Source organism: Bradyrhizobium sp. 87 (assembly GCF_023073015.1).
GTDB lineage: Bacteria > Pseudomonadota > Alphaproteobacteria > Rhizobiales > Xanthobacteraceae > Bradyrhizobium > Bradyrhizobium canariense_D.
This window is the reverse complement of record NZ_JADPIQ010000022.1, coordinates 504,176-526,983: the sequence shown is the minus strand read 5'-3', so window position 1 is coordinate 526,983 and position 22,808 is coordinate 504,176. Positions and strand designations below refer to the sequence as shown.

Sequence of the window (22,808 nt, the reverse complement as noted above, 5' to 3'; positions counted from 1 at the left end):
GTCCGCGCCTGCTATCGGCCTGGCTGCGAGGGAGCAGCGACGACGCTCGCCACGATCCGGCGGACCAGCGGCAGCACCATCAGCAGCGTCGGAAAGGCGACGAGCCATGACAGCGCCCAGGCGCCCGGCCAGGTCGCGAGGAACGCCGGCGTTGCGCCGAGGCTTCGAAGGGTGGAAATGACCGACACCACGGCCGTCATGAGGATGGACAGCACAAATGGCATCACGATCGACGCATAGCGCGCCGGCAGTTTGCCAACCGCAATCATCTGGTTTCTCTTGGAATAAGACGCGTCAGTCACGGTGAACCCAAGAACGGCATCGATCCCGACGGCGTCGGTTGATGCGTTGGTTCACGTAAAACGCTTACGGCGACCGAAAAACGGTGCGCCTGTTCATTATCCGCTCATGTTGGATGGTTCAAGCTGGATCTGGACGTTCGATTTACAATCGTTCAACGCGTGGCAGATTGCCGCGATCACGAAACCATTTCAGTGGTTTGCCCGTTAAGTGGTGTTTGATTATGTCGCTTTGAGCGAGAACAGGAAGGTCAAGATGAATAAGGGACCGATGATTTCTGCAGCCGGCCGCAACGTTGGGCTGGCAGCTTTCGCAAGTCTTGTTCTGATGACGGCCCCGATCACCCCTTCGGCTGCCAACTCGCCCGCGCCCGCCAAGGCCGCTGCCGCGGGCCCGGCCGCTCCGGCTGCCACCGATTTCAGCGCGGCTCGCCGCCATCGCTATTATCGTCGAGGCCCGAACGCTGCAGGCCTCGCCTTCATGGGCGCGGCGGCAGGTCTGATCGGCGGCGCGATCGCAGAGAGCAGGCGCCAGGAGTACTACGAGGACCGCTATAATTACGGCCCGGGTCCTTACTACGGCGGCCAGGGATATTACGGCGGCGGTCCCTACTATGGTCCGCGTGGCTATTATCAGCCTTATTAGGCGCCTGTCCTCGCCGCAGTCTCGTTTCGCGCCAAGGGGCGGTGTTTTGCACCGCCCCTTGTTGCTTCTGCGCGAGGCGTCTCATTGCGCGACCTGTGTCGCGGGCGCGTCAATCCCCTCCAGAAAAAATATTCCACTTTACCGAAATTCGGTTTCAGCGTATGTGTCGTCCATCCCGGCTCATCCTTGAGGGGCGATCTTGTGGTCGTCATGTTCGCGAGCCGGGCTTGCGGTGGACGCGGCAGCGTTCGGGTGCGAGAGGCCAAGGGCAGGGCGGATTGCTCTCCGTGAGCCCAAGGCTTCGTTCCGACGAGCGGCGCTGCTAGGCTTCGTCTCGTCTGTAAGTTTCCGGCTCCGTCGACAGGGCTGGAAAAACTGCGGCGAAATGGCGAGCCGTGCGTACGGCAAAACCGTGTGGTCCTGGCCGTCGTTGCTACGGTCAAGCTCTTGCGGATGCGGCAGTCGCGTCAACCGGCGCGGTGCCGGTGACTTTCGTTGGGACGAGGGAGGCCAAAAGGAACTCGGCTCCCGGGAGAGCACGGCATAAGCCGTCCAACCATCGCGCAGGGAAGGCCGAGTGATTGGCTACACCTGTATGCTGCTGTGCGGTTTCCCTTGCGCTACATTTTCGCGCAGCGGACCGCGGGTGCCAGCCGGCACCCGGTCTTCCCTGCGCCCTCTTGGCTTTGAGGGTGGAATGACCAGGCAAAGCTCGGGCGAAACGCCGCGAGGACGCGAAGGCGTGTCTACGGCTACACACTCCCTGTCATCGCCCGGCTTGACCGGGCGATCCAGTATTCCGAGACAGTTATGATTGAACCGAGAAGCCGCGGCGTACTGGATTCCCCGCTTTCGCGGGGAATGACAGTGGTGCTGGGAGGACGAAGCCGCCGCCTCATCCTCCGTCATTGCGAGCGCAGCGAAGCAGAGTCTTACCGCGGAGAGACTCTGGATTGCTTCCGCCTTCGCTAAAGCTTCGGCGGACAAGTCGCTGCCCTCGCAATGACGATGTGGAGAGAATGTGCGCCACACTCCGTTCTCGTGCCCTGGACGCAGCGCAGCGCTTTTGCGGTGCGGCTGCAGAGCCGGGGCCCATCTCGCCGCATTACGCCGTGTCGCCCTGGTCCCGGTTCTGCGCAGCAGCGCCATAAGCGCGTTTACGCGCGTCTTCGACACGCTTTGCGCGTTGCAGCTTGTCCGGAACATGAGAGGCTCTGTGCGCCTTTCAGAGATCGCCACCGCGCGGAAATTTACGCGTGCCTCACCCCTGGTTCACCACACGCGCGCGGTCGAGATGCTCCTCGATCTTGGGACGGTCGCGGGTGCGCTCGAAACTGGTGCAGAGCAGTTCAGTCTCCTCGAGCGAAACCGGGGCGCGATACAGCCGGCACATGAATTCGGCCGTTGCGCGTCCCTTGCCGGTACCCGGCCCGCGTTCGGCGAGAAACATGCAGTCCCGGCAGACGCTGGCATCGAGCCGCTGATGTGCCGCGTCGAGATGATTGAGGATCTCGCGCAGCGAATCGCGCAGCCTGACGCACTCGTCGGGTCCGAGCGCCGTGACCGCGTTCAGCACGTGATTGACCGGATCGTGCTGGCTCAGGCACTTCTCGCCCTGCGCAGTGACGTGCAGCACGACAGAACGCTTGTCTTCGTGCGACGGCTTTCGCACCAGGAAGGTCTTGCTCTCCAGCGTCTTCACGATCTGCGATGCAGTCGCCCTGGTGGCGCCGATGAAGCCGGCGAGCGCGGAGGGCGTGCGCGAAAACCTGTTGGCGCGGCCGAGAAAGCGCAGCGCCATCCATTCCCGATCGCGCAACCCATGCTGATCGCCTTCGAAATACCAAGCCCTCGCTGCCTGAACCAGCAGCTCCACGGCTTCTCTTGCCAATGGCATGAATTCCTACCTTGCCCCGGGAGTCACGTCTGCGGCGCTCCGGAGCCGCCTTCCGCCGTTGCGCACGAGCCGTTTGCGAGAAGCCGGACCACCGGCAACGTCCGACACATGCACCGTGCTCTTCTCTCGCGTGAAGGCACGGCCTGCCCGGCGCCCGACCTGGACTGATGAGCACTGCAAGCTATGGCGTGGGAGGCGGTGTTGCTGTGGATATGCCATTCGCGGCGTCGTCGCACGGGAGCCCGAATAGCCGTCGCCACCAGACGATGGATCGGAGTAGTTCAACCGAAGCCCCTAAGGTTCAAGTCATACGCAGACGTTTCTTATCTTCCGACGAAACGATGAATGACCTTCTCAACAAAATCAAGTAGAGACCATCTCGCAGACAGGATGTCGTCGCAGGCGAATGTAACGTTCAAGACAATCTCGCTCCTCGGGACACATGTTGGTGAACGCAATACGCTGTCCCACGAGCAACATGCACGCGACTATGCGACGGTTTTATTGCACGGCCCGTTGGCTGTCGTTGATGCAAGTTGATCGAAGCTTGTGCAGGACGACGATGTGCGTCCGCATGTCATCCACAACTTGTGCGTTCTGCCAAGAATTGTCCGAGGGAACTCACAGGAATTACACGCGGCGGTTGTCCGAACTGGGTCGAGAACTCGCCGGTCGGTCGCATTCGGCGCGGCCAGCCTCACCCGAATGGTGTAGGCGATCGCGGCGGAAACCGGAGACGGCCGCGCATGCGCTGGAGGCGTGGCGGCATGCGCAATCGCCTGTCGAAAACAACGAGCAAGGTGCGATCGCGTGGCGCCTCGCGCGCCGACTCAATCTGAGACTTGCTAGTCGCCCTTGAGCATGTCCCGCAGCTCGCGGAACGGATCGGCGCTTGGGGGAGCCGAAGCGTCCTGCCGCATCGCGCCATAGATTCTCGGGACCATGTCGACCGCCTGGTCGAGCCCCGAATCACGTCCCGCCTGGTATCCGCCCATCAGGCGAAGGTCGCGCGTGTCCTCGTATTTGGCGATCATGGCGCGCAGCTTGCTCACCAATTCGCGCTCTTCGGGGTCCCAGACGTTATGGGCGAGACGGGAGACCGAACCCAGAACGTCCACCGCCGGGTAACGTGCCTGGTCGGCGATGTGCCTGGAGAGCACGATGTGTCCATCGAGTGTGCTGCGGATGGTATCGGCGATCGGCTCGTTGTGATCGTCGCCATCCACCAGCACGGAGAAAATACCGGTGATCGTCCCGGATCCCTCCTCGCCGGGCCCGGCGCGCTCCAGAAGGCGCGGCAGATCGGTAAAGACGGTGGGTGCGTAGCCGCGCGCGACCGCGGGCTCACCGGCGGCGAGCGCCACTTCACGGGCGGCGTGGGCGAAGCGGGTGATCGAATCGACCATGAGCAGGACGGATTCGCCCCGGTCTCGGAAATATTCGGCGACCGCCATGGCCGTCTTCGGCGCCAGTCGCCGCATCATCGGGCTCTCGTCTCCCGTCGACACGATCGTGACGGCGCGGTGACGATCGGCGCCCAGCACGTCCTCGATGAACTCGCGCACCTCGCGGCCGCGCTCGCCGACCAGGGCCAGCACGACCGTGTCAAAACCCTGGCTGCGGGCGAGCATCGCAAGCAGCGTCGATTTACCGACACCGGAGCCGGCAAAGATGCCGACACGCTGGCCGGCACAGATCGGGGCGAACAGGTCGATGACGCGTACGCCGGTGCGCAGCGGCTTGTGGACCCGCGCGCGCTTCATGGCCGAAGGCGCCTCCGCCTCGGCCGAGACCGGACGCGACCCGGGGGTGAGAGGGCCCTGTCCGTCCAGGGGCGCCCCGAGCGCGTTGATGACGCGGCCCTTCCAGCTCGGATCGGGCGCGAAGGACAGGGGCGGCATCCGGTAGGCGACCGAGCCGAGGCCGCCGGCGAACTGCCGGTCGAACGGCTTGGCGATGATGCCCTCGCTGTCGATCCGCACCACCTCGCCGATCTGGGGCTTGCCGCCGGAGTTGACGCCGATCAGCTCGCCAAGCCTGACGAAGCGCGACAGGCCGGAGACGCGGAAATGCGTCGACGCGATCTCGGAGATCGCGCCGCTGACGCTTGCCAGGGGAGTGCTCTGCTGAAGCTCCAGCAGCGCCCACTCAAGTTGCCGAAGAGCGTTCAAGGAAACCGTCCAATCTCATTGCGCGCGGGCGCAGTCTATTTGCCGGGTTCGCCCAGCGTCCGGATTGCGTTCTGGAGCGAGCTCTCGGTGCCCTCGATCATCGAATTGGTGCCGTCGAAGGCGCGCGAGGCCGCGATCAGCTTCGTCAATTCCATCATCGGATTGGCGCCCGAGCCCTCGACATAGCCCTGCTTGAAGCCGTCGCGGGAGAAGTCGGCGATCGCGGTCGCAGGCCGGTTGGGCGTGACGCCCGAATTGCCGTAGCGGTCGAGATTGGCGTCGGCGGGAATGTTGAACAGGCCGATGGTGCCGATCTCGTTGTTGTCCTGGGTGATCGCGCCGCTGCGCGCGATCGAGACCGGTCCGCCGTTCGGATCGAGGGTGATCTGCGCGCCGCCGGAATCGATGACGGGGAAGCCGGACACGGTCTGAAGGTCGCCGTTGGCGGCGATCTGGAGTCGGCCGTCGCGCGTATAGACCGTTCCGTTCGGACCGGCGAAGGCGATCCAGCCCTGTCCGACCACGGCGACGTCGAGTAGGTTGCCGCTCTCGGTGATGCTGCCCATCTCGCGCGAGATGATGTTGTCGCCGGGCGAGGAGAAGGCGACCGGGTTCGCGCCCGCCTTGGACAGCACGGTCTCGAACTTCACCACGTCGGTGCGGAACGCCGCCGTGTTGACGTTGGCGACGTTGTTGGCGATCGTCTGGAGGCGTTTTTCGAGAGCGACCTGCGCCGACAATCCTACATAGAGGGCCGATTGCATGACTTACCTGTTGAACTTGATGTTCTGAAGTGTCGTGAGCACGTTGGAATCCATGCCAATCGACGTCGTGGCGCCGCCGATCAGGACCAGCGCCGGGTTGGTCGAGTTGTCGCTCTGGGCCTGGGTCGCATCCCACATCGCCGCGAAGCGCTGCACGAATTTGGCGACCTTGGCCGGGTCCTGGAAATCGGTGAGCTTGATCTTGCTCGTGATCATCTTGGCCTGGGCATCGATATCAGCCGAGCTGATCGTCGACGGCAGGCCGAGCGCCGTCTGCACCACTTGCGTCATCGCCTTGTCCGCGAGGATCTGGTAGGAATTGGTGATCGTGGAGGCCTTGCGCGTGAAATAGAGCGCCAGCCGCAGGCCCTCGTTCTGGTCGCCGGCCTTCTCCTCCATCGTCTGCGTAACGTATTGGGTCGCCGTGCCGGTCGTGGCCGCGGCGGTTTGGGTCGCCTTGTCGCCGAGGGCGGCGAAATTGAAGGCGGCCGCGAATTGCCGATAGCGGGTATCGGTCAGCTTGTTGGCGAAGGTCTTGTTGTCCGCGATACCCTCGGTCAGCACCTTGCGCATGAACGCCTTGGCATAGGTCATCTCGCTGAGGCCATATGCCTTCATCGCGTAGGAGTAGAGACGATAGTCCTTCAGGAAGTCGTCGATGGTCTTCACGTTGCCGATGTGGCTGAGGAAATAATCGGTGTCACGGCTGACGTCCGGCTGCGTCGCGACCTGTGTCAGCGACTTGCCCATGTCCTTGGTCAGTCTGGTGTAGTCCGCGATGGTGGATAGCATGACACGCGCCCCTCTGGCCGCTCTCGCGACGTCGTCCCAAGCTGCCGTGAATCGCTTGCGCGAGGCTGGCGAGGGGGAAGCCAGCCTCGCGCAAGGCTCGCCAACTAGATATTCCCGATGGGATCGGTGATGGAGCGGCGCGTTGGGCAGTTTCGTGGGGATCGTCATCACGGTAGCGGCACTGCTGGGCGGATTTGCCGCCATGGGCGGGCATCTGGGCGTGCTGATGCAGCCGTGGGAGTTCGTGATCATCATGGGCACCGCGGCCGGCACCTTCATCATGGCCAATCCCTGGAAGACGGTCGCGGATACCGGGCTTGCCTGCGTGCAGGCGGTGACGGGAGCGGTGCCAGGTCAGCGCTACTATCTCGATCTGCTCGGTGCGCTGCACGCGCTGATGCGGGAGCTGCGGGGCAAGGGCCGCAACGAGGTCGAGGCGCATATCGACGATCCCGCGTCCTCCGAGATCTTCAAGGCGTACCCGAGCGTGCTCGGAGATCCGTCGCTGCTCCAGTTCATCTGCGACTACGTCCGCCTCATCATCATGGGTAACGCGCGAACGCAAGAGATCGAAGCGCTGATGGACGAGGAGATCCACACCATCGTGAAGAGCAAGCTGGCGCCCTACCACGCGCTGGTGGTGGTCTCGGAGGCGCTGCCTGCGCTCGGCATCGTCGCCGCGGTGCTCGGCGTCATCAAGGCCATGGGCGCGCTTGACCAGTCCCCGAAGCTGCTGGGCGGCTTCATCGGGGCCGCCCTCGTCGGCACCTTTGCCGGTATTTTCCTGTCCTACGGGATCATTTCGCCCTTCGCGATGAAGGTGAAGATGACGCGCGAGAAGCGCTGCCGGCCCTACATCATCGTCAAGCAGACGCTGCTGGCGTTCATGAACGGCGCCATGCCGCAGATCGCCGTCGAGCACGGCCGCAAGATGATCGCGAGCCCCGAGCGGCCCTCGATCGACGTCGTCGAGAACGAGACGATCGCGGGCCCCAAGGCTGTCGTGACCGAGGTTGAACCGAAGGCTGCGCGCGCATCATGATGGAAGCCCTCGAAATCGATCAGCGCAAGCCGCTGCCGAACTATCTGCTGGACGCCGCCGGCATTTCGATCGAGCGCATGCCGATGCTCAATGTGATCTTCGATCGCATGGCGGCATCGTGCACGGACAGCCTGCAGCCGATGGCTGGAACGCCATGCTATTTCTCGGTCAACGGCATCACCAACGACCGTGTCGGCGACATCATCAAGGACTACGAGGCCAACGCGGTTGCGGCGGTGCTCTATGCCGAGCAGTGGGACTCCCGCATCATCATCATGCTCGACCGCGACTTCGTGTTCACCATGGTCGAAGCGATGTTCGGCTCCGATGGCGCCGAACCGCCGCTCGACGTCGAGCGCAGCTTCTCGAACATCGAGATCCGCCTGGTCCAGGCGCTGTTCGAGCGGTTCGCCAAGGCGCTGCAATCCGCTTTCGCCGGCACCTCCAACGTCACCTTCCGCGTCGAGCGGGTCGAGACCGCCATGGCGTCGCTGGCGATCGGGCGGAGCGGCAACATGTCGATCTGCGCGAACATCATGCTGCAGGCGCTCTACCGCGGCGGTCAGATGTTCCTCATCATCCCGCATTCCGCGCTCAACCCGCTCAGGCAAAAGCTCGCGACCGTCGTCGTCAGCGACGGCCGCGCGGCCGATCCGCGCTGGCGCGAGCAGATGGAGACCGAGGTTCACCGCACCGAGGTGACGCTGAGCGCCGTGCTGGACGAGAAGATGATTTCGCTGGGCGACGTCGTGAAGTTCCAGGTGGGACAGGTGCTCGAGCTCGAAGCCACGCCGCGCACGCTGGCTCGGCTCGAGAGCAACAACCAGGTGCTGTTCTGGTGTCAGATCGGCCAGCTTGATGGCTATTACGCCATGCAGGTGGCAGATCCCGTCGATCAGAAACGGGAGTTCGTCGATGATATCCTATCTCGTTGATGCCGTGCTGCTGATCGCGCTCGCCTTCACCAGCATGCGGGTGACCCGGATGCATCGCGAGCTGGCGCGGTTGCGCAGCTACCAGGGCGAGTTCTCGACCATCGTCCAGGAGACGGCGGGCGCGTTCGACACGGTCATCACCGCGGCGCATGATTCCACCGCAAATCTCGGGCGGCTCGCCAACGTGCTGAGCACGAAGATCGACCAGGCCCACGAGGCGATCGCGGCGCTCGATGCGAGGAGCGGACTCGCATCCGCGGCGACCGCGGGCGGCGCCGACGTGAACAAGCATTGAAGCCGAAGCCGGCGGAATAAATACGATCGGAACGTCGCGGCGCTCCGGGAGCGGAAATACCAAGAGGCGATACCAAATGGCGCAATCCTTCGACTATGAGTCAGCATCGGCGTCCGACGAGGGGCATACGGAGACATCTCCGCTGGAGCGGCTGGCGGAGATCGCCGCGCGCACTGCGGAGGAGACCGGCAAGTTCGCCAATGTCGATGCGATCCTGCGCATTCCCGTGACCATGCAGGTGGTGCTGGGATCGGCAACCATTCCGGTGGCAAACCTGATGAAGCTCGGCCGTGGCGCGGTGGTTCCGCTCGACCACCGGGTCGGCGAACCCGTCGACGTCGTCGTCAACGGTCGCGTCGTCGCCCGCGGCGAGGTCGTCGTGGTCGAAGAAGACAATTCCCGCTTCGGCGTCTCGCTCACCGAAATTGTCGGGCCGTTGGGACAGGGTGATACCTGACCATGGCCGCACAGGTCGGCATGGCTCCCATCAAGCAGCGCGGCGTCGCCACGCTGGGCGGAACGGAGAAGGTCGCGGCACTCCTGCTCGCCATGGGCCGGCAGGCGGCCGCCAGCGTGCTCGCGCAGTTCGAGCCGCAGGATATCCGCACCGTGACAAAGGCTGCGGCCGAGCTGCGGCCGATCACGGCGCAGGAACTGGAAGCGATCGTCGAGGAGTTCGCCCAGCAATTCTCGATGGGCGCCAACATCCTCGGCACCCTCGGTGGCCTGGAAGCCGTGCTCGGCGACGTGCTTCCGGCCGACCAGGTGTCGGCCATCATGTCGGACCTGCTCGGCAATTCGAGCCGGTCCGTGTGGGACCGCGTCTCGTCGGTGTCGGAAAACTCGCTGGCAAGCTACCTCTCCAAGGAGCATCCGCAGACCGCGGCGCTCATCCTGTCCAAGGTCAAGCCGTCCTGCGCCGCCAAGGTCATGAGCCAGCTGCCGTCGAGCCTGCGCAACGAGCTGATGCGGCGTGTGCTCAGTCTCAAGCCGATCGTCGACGACGCCATGAGGGTCCTCGAGAAGACGCTGCATGAGGATTTGACGCTGAACTTCGCGCGCAACCTCGGCGCGGACACCTATGCCCGGGTCGCCGACATCATCAACAAGATGGAGCGCGGACACATCGAGGACATGCTGAAGAGTCTGTCGGAGAAGCGGCCGAAGTCGGCCGAAGTGCTGAAGGAGCTGCTCTTCACCTTCGACGACGTCACCAACCTGACGCCGAAGGCGCGCACCATGATCTTCGACCAGGTGCCGACCGATCGCATCGTGATCGCGCTGAAGGGCACCGACAAGCACTTCCGCGAGATGATCCTGTCCTCGGTCGCCTCGCGCGTCCGCCGGGTCGTCGAGCACGAACTCGCCATTGGCGAACCGTCGAACCAGCGCGACGTGCTGGAGGCGCGGCGCGTGATCACGGACCTCGCGCTCGACCTCGCGGAAAAGGGCGAAATCGAGCTCAACCCCGAGCAGGAGGATGAGCTGGTCTTTCGCTGACCGCTGAACGGGCATGGCAGAAACAACCGATCAGGAGAGCAAGACAGAAGAGCCGACCGAGAAGAAAGTCCGCGATGCGCTCGAACAGGGCAAAATCCCGGTCTCTCGGGAGGCTTCCATCTTCGCCTCGATGGCCGCGCTGATGGTGATCCAGGCGTTCCTGATCGGTCAGGGCGTGCAGCAATTGACGCCGATGCTGACGGGCTTTCTCGACGATCTCGACGGCTTCCCTCTCAGCACCGGGGCCGACGCCCAGAATCTCCTCATCGTGGTCGGGCTTCAGGCACTGCGATTCCTGACGCCGCTCGTCGTCACCCTGGCGGCGTTCGGGCTCGCAGCCTCGCTGTTGCAAAATGCTCCCAGCCTGGTGCTCCAGCGCATCACGCCGGACCTTTCGCGAATCTCTCCGCTCGGCGGCTGGAGCCGGCTGTTTGGATCGCAGGGCCTTGTCGAGTTCGCCAAGTCGCTGTTCAAGCTCGCCGCGGTCACCGTCGTCGTCGCGTTCGTGCTGCGCTCGTCGGAAGCGAAGGCGTTCGAGGCGATGTACACCGATCCGGTCGCGCTGCCGGAGATGATTCTCAACATCGCCATGCGAATCGTCTCGGCGATCTGCATCGCGACCATCGTCCTGGTCGCGGTCGATCTGGCTTGGGCGCGCTTCCACTGGCGGCGCGAGCTGCGCATGACGCGGCAGGAGATCAAGGACGAGCACAAGCAGGCCGAAGGCGATCCGCTGATCAAGGCGCGCCTGCGCTCGCTGGCGCGCGACCGCTCGCGCCAGCGCATGATCGCCTCCGCATCGCGCGCGACGCTGGTGATCGCGAACCCGACGCATTTCGCGATCGCGCTGCGCTACAATCGCGAGGAAAATCCGGCGCCGATCGTCGTGGCGAAGGGCATGGACGTGATTGCGCTGAAGATCCGCGAAGTCGCCGAGCAGAACCGGATTCCGGTGATCGAGAACAAGGCGCTGGCGCGCGCGCTCTACGAGGCGGTTCAGGTCGACCAGGTAATTCCGGCGGAGTTCTTCCGGCCGGTCGCCGAGATCATCTACTTCCTGCAGTCCAAGCAGACGCCGCAGTCCGAGAAGGTCCAGTAGAATTCCGAGGACGGCGTCCCTTCCATCAGCCTGACGAAAGCTTGCGACCCTAAGGTTACACCGTCTGAACCAGAATGGTGCTGCCGTGGGACCGCTCTATCTCTTCGAACTCGCATCGTCGCAGGCGCGATACCTCGAGCTCCGCCAATCGACGATCGCCACCAACGTCGCCAACGCCAACACGCCGGGCTTCAAGGCGCGCGACGTCGAACCCTTCAACAAGGTGCTCGACGGCATGCCGGTGAGACTGGCGACCACGTCGCCGTCGCACCTGCAGCTCTCCCCAGCCGAGAGCGACACGCGGGCGACTGCGAAGAAGGACAGCTGGGATGTGGTTCACTCCGGCAACTCCGTCAGTCTCGAGCAGGAAATGATCAAGGGCAGCGACGTCAGTCGCGATTACTCGATGAACTCGGCGATCGTGCGGTCGTTTCACCGCATGCTGCTGTCGAGCGCGAAGACCTGAGGTGAACTGACATGCTGGACTCATTGCAATCCTCGTTGACGGTCGCGAGCTCCGGGCTCGAAGCGCAGTCGACGCGCATGCGCATCGTCTCGGAGAACCTCGCCAACGCGACGTCGACAGGGCGCTCAGCCGGCGCCGATCCCTATCAACGCAAGACGATCACCTTCGACGCCGCGATGGACCGCGCCTCGGGCGCGCAGCTGGCGAAGGTCAAGGAAATCGGGGTCGACACCACGCCTTACCGCGTGGAGTACGAGCCGGGGCATCCCGCCGCCGACAAGGCCGGCTACGTCAAGCTGCCGAACGTCAACATGATGATCGAGATGGCGGACATGCGGGAAGTCAACCGCTCCTATGAAGCCAATCTGCAGGTCGTGAAACAGGTGAGGTCGATGCTGGGCATGACCATCGACCTGCTGAGGAGCTGACAATGCTTGAAGCGATTTCATCCACGGCGATTTCGGCCGGGCAAGCGGCAAGCCGCGCGACCGAGACGCAGGCCATCTCGCCGGCGGCGACGCCCGCGATTCAGTCCGGTGGCGACGTCGGATTCGAATCGGTCATGAAACAAGTGACGACGGACGCGATCGGGACGCTGAAGGCGGGCGAGGCGGCCTCGGTCTCGGCGATGCAGGGCAAGGAATCGACGCGGCGCGTCGTCGAGGCGCTGATGTCGGCCGAGCAGGCCTTGCAGACGGCGGTCGCAGTTCGCGACAAGGTCGTGCAGGCCTACCAGGAAGTCGTTCGGATGTCGATCTGATCAAGGAGTGACGCTGTGAAATCGCTTGCCATCGCGGCCACGGGCATGAACGCCCAACAGACCAACATCGAAGTCATCGCCAACAACATCGCCAACATCAACTCGACCTCGTACAAGCGGGCGCGTGCCGAGTTCACCGATCTGTTCTACCAGATGGACCGCATGCAGGGCGTTGCGAACACCAGCGGCTCGTCGCCGATTCCGGAAGGCGCCAATCTCGGCCTCGGGGTCAAGTCGGCGGCAATCCGCAAGCTGCATATCCAGGGCGCGCTCACGCAGACCGGCAATCCCTACGACATGGCGATCAACGGCCGCGGCTGGTTTCAGGTGCTCGGTCCGAACAACGAGGTGCAGTATACCCGCGCGGGTTCGTTCAACACCAATGCCAATAGTCAGCTCGTCACGACCGACGGCTATCTGCTGGATCCGGCAATCACGGTGCCGCAGGGAACGGTCCAGGTCACGGTCAACCAGACCGGACAGGTGTTCGCCAAGCTGGATACGGAAGTGAACCCGAGGCAAATCGGGCAGCTCAATCTCGCCAATTTCGCCAACGAGGCCGGGCTCGAACCGCTGGGCAGCAATCTCTATCGCGAGACCACGGCGTCCGGCACGCCGGTCGTCGGGCTGCCCGGCGATTCCGGCTACGGCAAGATCAACCAGCAATATCTCGAAGCCTCGAACGTCGATCCCGTCAAGGAAATCACCGAGTTGATCTCTGCCCAGCGCGCCTACGAAATGAATGCCAAGGTGATCCAGGCCTCGGATGAAATGGCCCAGACGGTCTCGAAGGGCATGCGCTAGTTCCGGTGTATCCATGTTGAACAGGATGGGCTCGATCATGCGCGGGATGGCCGCCGTGCTGCTGGTTCTCGTCTCGGCGCGTCTCGCCGCGGCCGAGGAGAAGCGGCTCCCCGTGCCGGCCGTCTCGATCCGCGCCGGCGAACTGATCCGGGACGACATGATCACCGAGCGCGCCTTTGCGCCGAACGTGCTCGGCGTCGCCATATTCATCGAAGGACGCCAGGTCCTGGTCGGCCGCATGGCGCGCCGCGCGCTGCTGCCCGGCCAGCCGATCCCGACCAACTCGGTGGAGGATCCCTGGACGGTCGCCCGCGGCGCCATGGTCAAGGTCGTGGTCGAAGACAGCGGCCTGTCGATCGTGACCTACGGCGCAGCGATGCAGTCCGGCGCGCCCGGCGCGCTCATCCCGATACGAAACACCGATACCGGTGTGATCATCAGGGGCGTTGTCCAGCCGGACGGCACCGTCAAGGTCGTGGACGGGTCATGACCAGAGTCCTGCTTGCGCTCGTCCTGCTCGTTTCCGCCGCCAGCGCCCAGGCCGCCGTCCGCATCAAGGACATCGCGGACATCAAGGGATTGCGCGAAAATCAGATCGTCGGCTACGGCCTCGTGATCGGCCTGAACGGGACTGGCGACACGCTCCGCAATGCGCCGTTCACGGAGCAGTCCCTGCAATCGATGCTCGAGAACATGGGCATCAATGTCAGGAACGAGACCACCAGCACCAACAATCCGCCGCGTCCGACGACGCTGCGCACGCGCAACGTCGCGGCCGTCATGGTGACCGCGGACCTGCAGCCCTCGATCGGTGCGGGCGAGCGCATGGACGTGACGGTGTCATCGCTCGGCGATGCGACCTCGTTGCTCGGCGGCACCCTGGTGATGACGTCGCTGCGCGCGGCGGACGGAGCGGTCTATGCAGTGGCGCAAGGCGCCGTCACGGTCGCCGGCTACAGCGTCGGGGGCCAGGCCCAGAACGTCAGCCAGGGTACGCCGACCGCGGGTCGCATCCCGAACGGCGCGCTGGTCGAGCGCGAGGTGCAGGGTAGTCTCCATGAAATGGAATATCTTGTGCTGGAGCTCAAGAACCCCGACTTCGTCACCGCAACGCGAATCCTCGACGCCATCAACCGCTACGCGGGCGGACGCTACCGCGCCCAGATCGCCTTCGAGCGAGACTACCGCACGATCGTGCTGTCGAAGCCGCGCCACATCGGACCGGTCCGCTTCCTTGCCGAAATCGGCGAGCTGACGGTCGAGCCGGACACGCCGGCGCGGGTGGTGATCAACGAGCGTACCGGCACGGTGGTGATCGGACGCGACGTGCGGATATCGACCGTTGCCGTGACGCACGGCAATCTGACGGTCCGGGTCACCGAGCTTCCCGTGGTGTCGCAACCCGCGCCGTTCTCGAAAGGGCAGACGGTGGTCGTGCCCCAGACCGTGGTCGAGGCCAACGAAGCCGGATCGCAGGTGGCGATCCTGAGCGGCGTCGATCTCCAGCGCCTGGTGCGCGGCCTGAACCAGATCGGCCTGAAACCATCCGGCATCATCGCGATCCTCCAGGCGATCAAGACGGCTGGCGCCCTCCAGGCGGATGTCATCGTGCAATGACGCGTAAGCGCCGTGCAAGCTTGGTCGCTCAATGCTCTCTCGACCGAGAATCGCACGCGGGCCGATGTTGAAGCTGGATCATAAAGCCAAACTCCTCCTCCTGGTCGCAGCCTCCGCGCTCGCGAGCGCTTCGCCCGTTCTGGCGCTGGATGAGGCCAAGCCGTCGAAGCCGCTCAACCTGCTGTCCTTCGCGCGCGCCCGTGCGTCTGGCCCACAGAAGCCAATCTCATCGATCCCGAGCGACAATGCGTCGATGCGGGCGACAGCGTGGGCAGCCGAAGATTCGGGACCAGTGATCACGGGTGCCGTTTCGGCCTCCGAGAAGCCCGCGTCGGCACCCACAGCCGCGGCGCGACCGGCCAAGCCCGGCAGCGTCACGGCGCCGCCGAAGCCGGTGCCGCCCCAGGCCGCTGCAACCGCGGACAACGAAGTCGCCCTGTTCTGCAGCAATGTCGCCGACTCCGCCGCCGATGCAAGGCTGGCCTGGCAGCTCAAGGAGCTGGAGAAGGCCGAGAACCAGCTTCGCGAGCGGATCGCCGAGGTCGAGGCCAAGCGCGCGGAATATGAGAAGTGGATGGCGTTGCGCGACGAGTTCCTGAAGAAGGCCGAAGCGAGTGTGGTCGAGATCTACTCGCGCATGAAGCCGGATGCCGCCGCAACCCAGATCGCCGGGATGGCGGACGAGACGGCTGCGGCCGTGCTCGCAAAGCTCAGCCCGAGGAGTTCGAGCGCAATCTTCAACGAGATGGAGACGGGCCGCGCGGCGCACCTCGCCGATCTGCTCGGCGGGATGCGTCGCGTGGATGACGGAAAGACCAAATAGATGAAGAATCTGATCCTCATCCTGTCGCTGTTATCGCTTGCGGGATGCGTCACTGATCCGGCCGAGGTCCTGACTGGCCCGCGACTGTCGCCGGTCGGGAGCGGCCTGAGGACGCAGGCCGATCCGATTCCCGTGACCCCCCGTATGCACTCGCCCGTCAGCTATCGCTCGACCTGGGACGACGGCACCGACCTCTACCGCGATCCCCGCGCCCGGCGCGTCGGCGACGTCGTGACGGTGATCATCTCGATGCAGGACAAGGCCAAGCTCGACAACAAGACCGGCCGCTCGCGCGATTCGCAAATCAAGTTCGGACTCGACTGGCTGATGGACGTTGCGGGATGGCAGGACAAGGGCTCGACGAGCGCCAACCTCAACACCAACACCCAGATCAAGGGCAACGGCCAGATCGACCGCACCGAGGATATCAAGCTGTCGATCGCAGCCATCGTCACCGACGTGTTGCCGAACGGCAATATGATGATCAGCGGCTCGCAGGAATTCAAGGTCAACACGGAAATGCGCGTGCTCAACGTCGGCGGCATCGTGCGTCCACGCGATATCTCGCGAACCAACACGATCTCCTACGAGAAGATCGCCGAAGCGCGCGTGGCCTATGGCGGTCGGGGAAATCTCTCTGACGTGCAGCAGCCTGGATGGGGACATCGGATCTATGACGCCGTGGCACCGTTCTGAGATGCGCTCCCGTCGGGCCGCGTCACGAGGGCAGGGGACGTCATGCGCCTGATTGTGGCCATCGTGGTGCTGACCCTGATCGCGATCGGCGCGGGCGCGCTTGCCGGCCTGCATCTGTTTGCGGCCGCCGAGCGCGTCGCGGATGCGAAGAAAACCGCCACGCCGCCGCCTCTAGCCTCGAGCTACGCCGGCAGCGCGCGGCTCAGGAAGCTGTCCCCGATCGTGACCAATCTCGGCGCGCCGGCCAACAACTGGGCCCGCATCGAAGCCTCCATGGTGACCGACAGCATGAGCGACGAGGATGCCGGCATCCTGGCGGCCCATATCAGCGAAGACATCGTCACCTATCTGCGTTCGGCGACGGTGGCGCAGTTCGAGGGATCGCGCGGGCTTCAGCATCTGCGCGACGACCTGACCGAACGCGCCAATATCCGCTCCTCGGGCAAGATCCGCGAATTGATCATTGAGACGTTGGTGATTCAGTGAAACTGAGAGTCCTGCTGCTTGCGTTGCTCTTGGTCGTGCTGCCCGAAGTGGCACTGGCCCAGATTCCGGACCTCAATTCGCTGCTGCCACCGGGCAACGGCTCGACCAGCGGCCGGATCATCCAGCTGATGGCGGTGATCACGGTGCTGTCGGTGGCGCCGGGACTGCTCATCATGGTGACGAGCTTCACGCGATTTGCGGTGGCGCTGTCATTCCTGCGCGCCGGTCTCGGCCTTCAGACCACGCCGGCCAATCTGGTGCTGATCAGCCTCGCGCTGTTCATGACCTTCTACGTGATGGCGCCGACCTTCGACCGCGCCTGGGAAACCGGCATCCAGCCGCTGATGAAGAACGAGATCTCGGAGGAAGAGGCCTATCTGAAGATCACCGATCCGTTCCGCGAATTCATGCTGGCCCATGTTCGCGACAAGGATCTGCAGACCTTCGAATCGCTCGCCGCGGAGAGCTTCCGCAGGAAGTTCGACGACAAGCGCGTCGACATGCGCGTCATCATTCCGGCCTTCATGATTTCCGAGCTCAGGCGTTCCTTCGAGATCGGGTTTCTCATCATCCTGCCGTTCCTCGTCATCGACATGATCGTGGCGACGCTGACCATGTCGATGGGGATGATGATGATGCCGCCGACGATCCTCGCATTGCCATTCAAGATGCTGTTCTTCGTGCTGATCGACGGCTGGAACCTGCTCGCCTCAGGGCTGGTGCGGTCGTTCTCGTGATGGCAACGAGCGCCAGAGGAATGGTTATGGTTAGCGAGAAGTACCGGACTATGGTTAGCAAAATGTACTGTTAACCATTTGATTTTACGGCGTAATTCAAGCCAATCTTAATCCGCGCGCAAGATTCGGCGTGCTAGCAATGCGTCACGGCGGGTTGGACCCCACCCACATCAGTCCAAAGGCATGATGCCGCCCCTCCGTACCGGTGAAAGCCCGGTATGTCCCCTCGTGAAAATGTAACGCGTACATAAAGGGACATTCGCAATGTCAAGCCTGCTTACGAACTCGACCGCCATGACCGCACTCCAGACCTTGCGGTCTGTGAGCTCGCAGCTCTCCACCACGCAGACCCGCATCTCCACCGGCCAGCGCGTCTCGACCGCTTCGGACAACGCTGCCTACTGGTCGATCGCGACCTCGATGCGCGCCGACAACGCCGCGCTCTCGGCGGTCTCCGACTCGCTCGGTCTGTCGGCTGCGACCGTCGACACCGAATATACCGCTTTGACCACAGTCATCGGCGACAAAGACTCCGGCCTGACCAAGCTCCAGTCCCTGCTGGTCGAAGCCAAGACAGCCGGTATCGACCGCAGCAAGATCCAGGCCGACGTCACCCAGATCCAGCAGCAGATGAAGGCGACAGCCAATGCGGCGACCTTCAACGGCATCAACTGGCTGAGCACGACCGCCACCACGCCAACGACCTTCAGCCTGGTGTCGTCGTACTCGCGTGTCGGCGGCACGCCCACCATCGGCTCCATCACCGTGACCACCGCCAACTACTCGCTCTACACCTCGGCGCAGGGGGGCATTCTGGACACGGCCGGCTCGACCGCTCCGTCGATCGACACGATGAGCATCTCCGCACTGACCGACTCGGCAGCTGACCAGACCACGCTCGATGGCTACATCGCGCAGGTCACCGCTGGCATCAACTCGGTGGCCTCGGCCGCCGCCAACCTCGGTGCTGTCAAGAACCGCCTCTCGACCAACACGGACTTCGTGAAGTCTCTGATGGACTCCGTGGATCGCGGTATCGGCCAGCTCGTCGACGCCGACATGAACCAGGAGTCCACCCGGCTGTCGGCCCTCCAGGTCCAGCAGCAGCTCGGCGTCCAGGCGCTCTCGATCGCCAACAACAGCAGCCAGAGCATCCTGTCGCTGTTCCGCTAAGCCTCGAACCATCCGAAGAGGGCCGCGCTTCTTGCGAAGCGCGGCCCTTTTGTTTGGCGTGACGTCGCGCGCCGCAATTTCGGCCGCCTTGTTGCGGCAAAGCCACAGAGCCACAAGCCTCGCACAAGCTTCGCGGGCTATGGTCGCCGTTACGACAGGTTGGGCCTTGACGCTTCTGCGCAGCCCAAAGGCATGACGCCGCCCTGCCGTACCGGTGCAAGTCCGGTATGTCCCAAACTCAATCCAATCTCCAAAGGGACATCAAAATGGGTTCTAGCCTCCTCACCAACTCGTCTGCAATGACCGCGCTGCAGACCCTTCGCAACGTCAGCTCGCAGCTCGCGACGACGCAGAACCGGATCTCGACCGGTATGCGCGTGTCCACGGCCTCGGACAACGCGGCCTATTGGTCGATCGCGACGTCGATGCGCTCCGACAACGCCGCGCTTTCCGCGGTCTCCGACTCGCTCGGTCTGTCGGCCGCGACCGTCGACACCGAATATACCGCTCTGACCTCGGTCATCGGCGACAAGGACTCCGGCCTGACCAAGCTCCAGGCGCTGCTGGTCGAAGCCAAGACCGCCGGTATCGACCGCACCAAGATCCAGGCTGACATCACCCAGATCCAGCAGGATATGAAGCTCAAGGCCAACTCGGCGACCTTCAACGGCATCAACTGGCTGAGCACGACCGCCACCACGCCGACGACCTTCAACCTGGTGTCGTCGTACTCGCGTGTCGGCGGTACGCCCACCATCGGCTCCATCACCGTGACCACCGCTAACTACTCGCTCTACACCTCGGCGCAGGGCGGCATTCTGGACACGGCCGGTTCGACCTCCCCGTCGATCGACACGATGAGCATCTCCGCGCTGACCGACTCGGCAGCTGACCAGACCACGCTCGACGGCTACATCGCGCAGGTCACCGCCGGCATCAACTCGGTGGCCTCGGCCGCCGCCAATCTCGGTGCCGTCAAGAACCGCCTCGCGACCAACACGGAGTTCGTCAAGACCCTGATGGACTCCGTGGACCGCGGTGTCGGCCAGCTCGTCGATGCCGACATGAACGCGGAATCGACCCGCCTTCAGGCGCTCCAGACCCAGCAGCAGCTCGGCGTTCAGGCGCTCTCGATCGCCAACCAGAACAGCCAGAGCATCCTGTCGCTGTTCCGCTAAGCCGCGGCTTCGAAAACGACCGTGCTCCCCAGGGAGCACGGTCTCCGCCATGAACGGCGGATCTCGGCACACGACGTGCCAACATCGATTTCCTGACGTCGCATCCCAGGCAACATGCCGTCGCCGATCGCACCGCGATGCAACCGGCCGTCCGCCTGTTGCCGACGCGCGCGATTGCGTCACTCGCTCTCTGGTAAAATTGCAACGCCTCGCCTGCGAACCGACACATTCGTGGTCTCGCGCAACCTTCAGACAAGGTTGGCAGCAGAGTGTCCTCTACGTTCGTATTGGTACGAGGTCACATGCTGCTCAGTCGTGCGCAGGTACAGCAACTGCTCAACAATCTGCTGGAGCTTGGGCCGCGACGCCTGATGGCTTTGGGATTGATCGGTTTCGCCGTTCTCGTCACCGTCGTGGGCGGCGCCTATTATCTGAGCCGGCCTGAATTCGAAACGCTCTATACCGGCCTTTCCCGCGAAGACGTGACGCGCATGGGTGCAGCGCTGCGCGAGCAAAACATCACCTTCGACGTCAACACCGCCGGCGACGCGGTCTCGGTGCGTCCGAGCCAGACCATGCAAGCGCGGATGCTGCTCGCCGAGAAGGGGCTGCCGACCAGCGCCAATTCCGGCTACGAGCTGTTCGACAAGATCGGGTCGCTCGGTCTGACCTCGTTCATGCAGGAGGTCACCAAGCTCCGTGCGCTGGAAGGCGAAATCGCGCGCACGGTGCAGTTGATGAAGGGCGTGAAGGCGGCGCGGGTGCATATCGTGATGCCGGTGCGGGGGTCGTTCCGCGCGACGCAGCAGCCGCCTTCGGCATCGGTCGTGCTGCGCACCGACGGCGCCATCGAGGCGCGCACGGCGCAGTCGATCCGTCATCTCGTCGCGGCGGCCATTCCGGGCATGAGCCGCGACAAGGTCACGGTGCTGGACGCCGACGGTTCGATGCTGCTTGCCGAAGAGGACGAGGCCACTGCCGCTCCGACCAAGATGGCGAGCCTGCAGAAGACGGTCGGCGGAATGGTGCAGGAGAACATTCGCAAGGCGCTGACGCCGTACCTGGGCCTCGACAATTTCGAAGTGAGCGTTGCATCGCAGCTCTCCACCGACAAGCGGCAGATCAACGAAACCGTCTACGATCCGGAGAGTCGCGCGGAACGTTCGGTCCGGAACGTCCGCGAGAACGAGAAGTCACAGAACGCGGACCGTTCGCAGCCGACCACTGTGCAGCAGAATCTTCCCGACCAGCAGGTGAACGCCGGCGGCACCAAGAATTCCAGCGAGGACAAGACCCGCCGCGAGGACGTCACCAATTTCGAGGTCTCGTCCAAGACCACGACGACGGTGAGCGACGGCTATTCGGTGAAGAAGCTGTTCATTGCCGTGCTGGTGAACCGCGGGCGGCTCATTGCCGACCTGGGCGACAAGAGCAACCAGGCCATCGTCGACAGCAAGCTCGCCGAGATCAGCCAACTCGCAGCCACGGCCGGCGGCCTCGACAAGGCGCGCGGCGACCAGATCCAGGTGACGGCCGTCGATTTCATCGAAGGCTCGCGCGAACTGGCGCCGGTGCCGCCGATCAGCTTCGTCGAGATGATCAACAAGCAGCTCGGCAGCGTCATCAACGCGGTCACGATCCTGGCCGTCGCTTCGATGCTGGTGTGGTTCGGACTTCGTCCTGCGGTCAACGGCATTTTGACCCATCGCGCGGCGCAGGAGCAGACCGAGGCGGCGGAAGCCGCCCAGCTCCAGGCAGCCGCCGGCGCCCTCACGCTGGCGGACAGCGAAGAGGCCGAGCTCAACCTGGTCGAAGACCTCGAAGGCAAGATGCAACGAACGCCGCAGAAGCGGTTGGAGCAGATCGTCCGTCTCGATCAGATGCAGGCGGCAGCGATCCTTAAAGACTGGATGCGACGCGAGGAGGCGGCATGAACGCGGCAATCGGAAAGCTCCTGACGCAGTTCGATGCGAACGGGCGGGTCAAGTCGCCTCCGCCTCCACCGCCGCCCAAAATCCAGGATGTGCTGACGAGGCCGAAGGAAGCCCGGCGCGAGCCTCAGCCGCAACCCGAGACCCATTCGCAGCCGCAGCTTCAGTCGCCGCCTCCGGCGCCGAACGCGGAAGCCCCCGCGGTCAGTCTCCTGGACGATGCCTTTCGGCGCGGCCATGCGGCCGGCGTAGCGGAGGGCGAGTCCAGGATCGCCGAGGAAAGAGTTCGCAGCGCGATCCGGCTCGGCGAAGAGCGGGCCAAGTGGTCCGACCAGCAGGCGGTGGCGGTTGTCAGCGGCTTCGAGACGGCTTGCCGCGAAATCGAGACCAACATCGCGAGCTCCGTTGCGCGGATATTGCTGCCGTTCCTCGCCGATGCTGTCCGCGACAAGGCGATCGGGTCGCTGGTCGAGCAGATTGCGGCGCTGACCGGCAATTCGCCAGTGCCGGTGTTCAAGGTCACCGGACCAAGCGAACTGCTCGACTTGGTGAAGACGCAGCTCGGGACGGCCAGGCGAACGGGTTTCGAGTATGAGGCCGCCGATACTTTTGAGGTTCGCGTCGTGGCCGACCAGACCGTAATCGAGACGCAGATCACGACCTGGAGCGAGCGCCTGAAAGAGGCGCGCCGGTAGTC

General features: G+C 63.9%; 26 protein-coding genes. 21 read left to right on the top strand and 5 right to left on the bottom strand.

The window, feature by feature from the left end; genetic code table 11:
- Positions 1-11: 11 nt before the first annotated feature.
- The gene (locus IVB50_RS07000; protein ID WP_247295094.1) at positions 12-269 is read right to left on the bottom strand and encodes a DUF2798 domain-containing protein; all 258 of its coding nucleotides are present in this window, start codon (positions 267-269) and stop codon (positions 12-14) included.
- 286 nt (positions 270-555) lie between these two features.
- On the opposite strand from IVB50_RS07000, the gene IVB50_RS06995 reads away from it, so the two are divergent.
- Positions 556-945 (top strand): hypothetical protein, encoded by a 390-nt coding sequence (locus IVB50_RS06995; RefSeq protein WP_247295092.1) that lies wholly within the window; start codon positions 556-558, stop codon positions 943-945.
- Between the two features lie 1,261 nt (positions 946-2,206).
- On the opposite strand, the gene IVB50_RS06990 is transcribed toward IVB50_RS06995, so the two are convergent.
- The 4 genes from IVB50_RS06990 to IVB50_RS06975 form a co-directional block, all read right to left on the bottom strand.
- The gene (locus IVB50_RS06990) at positions 2,207-2,842 is read right to left on the bottom strand and encodes a MarR family transcriptional regulator (RefSeq protein ID WP_026232636.1); all 636 of its coding nucleotides are present in this window, start codon (positions 2,840-2,842) and stop codon (positions 2,207-2,209) included.
- Positions 2,843-3,687: 845 nt separating this feature from the next.
- On the bottom strand, positions 3,688-5,013 hold the full coding sequence (fliI, locus tag IVB50_RS06985) for a flagellar protein export ATPase FliI (protein ID WP_018453953.1): 1,326 nt from the start codon (positions 5,011-5,013) through the stop codon (positions 3,688-3,690).
- Positions 5,014-5,048: 35 nt separating this feature from the next.
- Complete coding sequence (gene flgF, locus IVB50_RS06980; RefSeq protein WP_247295091.1) at positions 5,049-5,777, bottom strand: flagellar basal-body rod protein FlgF; 729 nt, start codon at positions 5,775-5,777, stop codon at positions 5,049-5,051.
- A 3-nt stretch (positions 5,778-5,780) separates the two neighbouring features.
- Positions 5,781-6,569: a DUF1217 domain-containing protein gene (locus tag IVB50_RS06975; protein ID WP_247295089.1), complete on the bottom strand. Its 789-nt coding sequence runs from the start codon at positions 6,567-6,569 to the stop codon at positions 5,781-5,783.
- 142 nt (positions 6,570-6,711) lie between these two features.
- Between IVB50_RS06975 and motA the strand changes: the two genes are divergently transcribed.
- From motA to IVB50_RS06875, 20 genes are all read left to right on the top strand, one after another.
- Entirely contained in the window at positions 6,712-7,611 is a 900-nt protein-coding gene (gene motA, locus IVB50_RS06970) for a flagellar motor stator protein MotA (protein WP_247295087.1), read from the top strand.
- A complete protein-coding gene (locus IVB50_RS06965; protein WP_026232638.1) occupies positions 7,605-8,546 on the top strand; it encodes a FliM/FliN family flagellar motor switch protein in 942 nt (313 codons plus the stop codon). Before motA ends, IVB50_RS06965 begins: the two co-directional genes overlap by 7 nt.
- Positions 8,527-8,841 carry a hypothetical protein gene (locus IVB50_RS06960; RefSeq protein ID WP_018453958.1) on the top strand — a complete coding sequence of 105 codons (315 nt, stop codon included), beginning with the start codon at positions 8,527-8,529 and terminating at the stop codon, positions 8,839-8,841. The genes IVB50_RS06965 and IVB50_RS06960 overlap by 20 nt, the downstream gene beginning before the upstream one ends.
- Positions 8,842-8,917: 76 nt before the next feature.
- Positions 8,918-9,298, top strand: coding sequence for a flagellar motor switch protein FliN (gene fliN, locus IVB50_RS06955; protein ID WP_007595899.1), 381 nt, complete (start codon positions 8,918-8,920; stop codon positions 9,296-9,298).
- A 2-nt stretch (positions 9,299-9,300) separates the two neighbouring features.
- Positions 9,301-10,341: a flagellar motor switch protein FliG gene (locus IVB50_RS06950; RefSeq protein WP_027570476.1), complete on the top strand. Its 1,041-nt coding sequence runs from the start codon at positions 9,301-9,303 to the stop codon at positions 10,339-10,341.
- Between the two features lie 13 nt (positions 10,342-10,354).
- Positions 10,355-11,440, top strand: a complete 1,086-nt coding sequence (gene flhB / locus IVB50_RS06945) for a flagellar biosynthesis protein FlhB (RefSeq protein ID WP_247295085.1) — start codon at positions 10,355-10,357, stop codon at positions 11,438-11,440.
- A gap of 85 nt (positions 11,441-11,525) precedes the next feature.
- The gene (gene flgB / locus IVB50_RS06940; RefSeq protein ID WP_018453961.1) at positions 11,526-11,906 is read left to right on the top strand and encodes a flagellar basal body rod protein FlgB; all 381 of its coding nucleotides are present in this window, start codon (positions 11,526-11,528) and stop codon (positions 11,904-11,906) included.
- Between the two features lie 11 nt (positions 11,907-11,917).
- Positions 11,918-12,334: a flagellar basal body rod protein FlgC gene (gene flgC / locus IVB50_RS06935; protein WP_085385293.1), complete on the top strand. Its 417-nt coding sequence runs from the start codon at positions 11,918-11,920 to the stop codon at positions 12,332-12,334.
- 2 nt (positions 12,335-12,336) lie between these two features.
- Positions 12,337-12,666: a flagellar hook-basal body complex protein FliE gene (locus IVB50_RS06930; RefSeq protein ID WP_018453963.1), complete on the top strand. Its 330-nt coding sequence runs from the start codon at positions 12,337-12,339 to the stop codon at positions 12,664-12,666.
- Between the two features lie 15 nt (positions 12,667-12,681).
- Positions 12,682-13,470, top strand: coding sequence for a flagellar basal-body rod protein FlgG (gene flgG, locus IVB50_RS06925; RefSeq protein ID WP_007595892.1), 789 nt, complete (start codon positions 12,682-12,684; stop codon positions 13,468-13,470).
- Positions 13,471-13,483: 13 nt separating this feature from the next.
- A complete protein-coding gene (gene flgA / locus IVB50_RS06920; RefSeq protein ID WP_247295083.1) occupies positions 13,484-13,960 on the top strand; it encodes a flagellar basal body P-ring formation chaperone FlgA in 477 nt (158 codons plus the stop codon).
- Positions 13,957-15,087 (top strand): flagellar basal body P-ring protein FlgI, encoded by a 1,131-nt coding sequence (flgI, locus tag IVB50_RS06915; RefSeq protein ID WP_007595884.1) that lies wholly within the window; start codon positions 13,957-13,959, stop codon positions 15,085-15,087. The genes flgA and flgI overlap by 4 nt, the downstream gene beginning before the upstream one ends.
- Positions 15,088-15,151: 64 nt before the next feature.
- A complete protein-coding gene (locus IVB50_RS06910) occupies positions 15,152-15,910 on the top strand; it encodes a MotE family protein (protein ID WP_247295081.1) in 759 nt (252 codons plus the stop codon).
- Positions 15,911-16,606 carry a flagellar basal body L-ring protein FlgH gene (gene flgH, locus IVB50_RS06905; RefSeq protein ID WP_018453966.1) on the top strand — a complete coding sequence of 232 codons (696 nt, stop codon included), beginning with the start codon at positions 15,911-15,913 and terminating at the stop codon, positions 16,604-16,606.
- Positions 16,607-16,648: 42 nt separating this feature from the next.
- The gene (locus tag IVB50_RS06900; protein ID WP_018453967.1) at positions 16,649-17,092 is read left to right on the top strand and encodes a flagellar basal body-associated FliL family protein; all 444 of its coding nucleotides are present in this window, start codon (positions 16,649-16,651) and stop codon (positions 17,090-17,092) included.
- A complete protein-coding gene (fliP, locus tag IVB50_RS06895; RefSeq protein ID WP_007595877.1) occupies positions 17,089-17,829 on the top strand; it encodes a flagellar type III secretion system pore protein FliP in 741 nt (246 codons plus the stop codon). Before IVB50_RS06900 ends, fliP begins: the two co-directional genes overlap by 4 nt.
- 264 nt (positions 17,830-18,093) lie before the next feature.
- Positions 18,094-19,002, top strand: a complete 909-nt coding sequence (locus IVB50_RS06890; protein ID WP_018453968.1) for a flagellin — start codon at positions 18,094-18,096, stop codon at positions 19,000-19,002.
- A 266-nt stretch (positions 19,003-19,268) separates the two neighbouring features.
- Positions 19,269-20,180: a flagellin gene (locus IVB50_RS06885; RefSeq protein ID WP_007613947.1), complete on the top strand. Its 912-nt coding sequence runs from the start codon at positions 19,269-19,271 to the stop codon at positions 20,178-20,180.
- Positions 20,181-20,482: 302 nt separating this feature from the next.
- Positions 20,483-22,114 (top strand): flagellar basal-body MS-ring/collar protein FliF, encoded by a 1,632-nt coding sequence (fliF, locus tag IVB50_RS06880; RefSeq protein ID WP_018453970.1) that lies wholly within the window; start codon positions 20,483-20,485, stop codon positions 22,112-22,114.
- Positions 22,111-22,806 (top strand): hypothetical protein, encoded by a 696-nt coding sequence (locus IVB50_RS06875; RefSeq protein ID WP_247295079.1) that lies wholly within the window; start codon positions 22,111-22,113, stop codon positions 22,804-22,806. Before fliF ends, IVB50_RS06875 begins: the two co-directional genes overlap by 4 nt.
- The last annotated feature ends 2 nt before the right edge of the window (positions 22,807-22,808 follow it).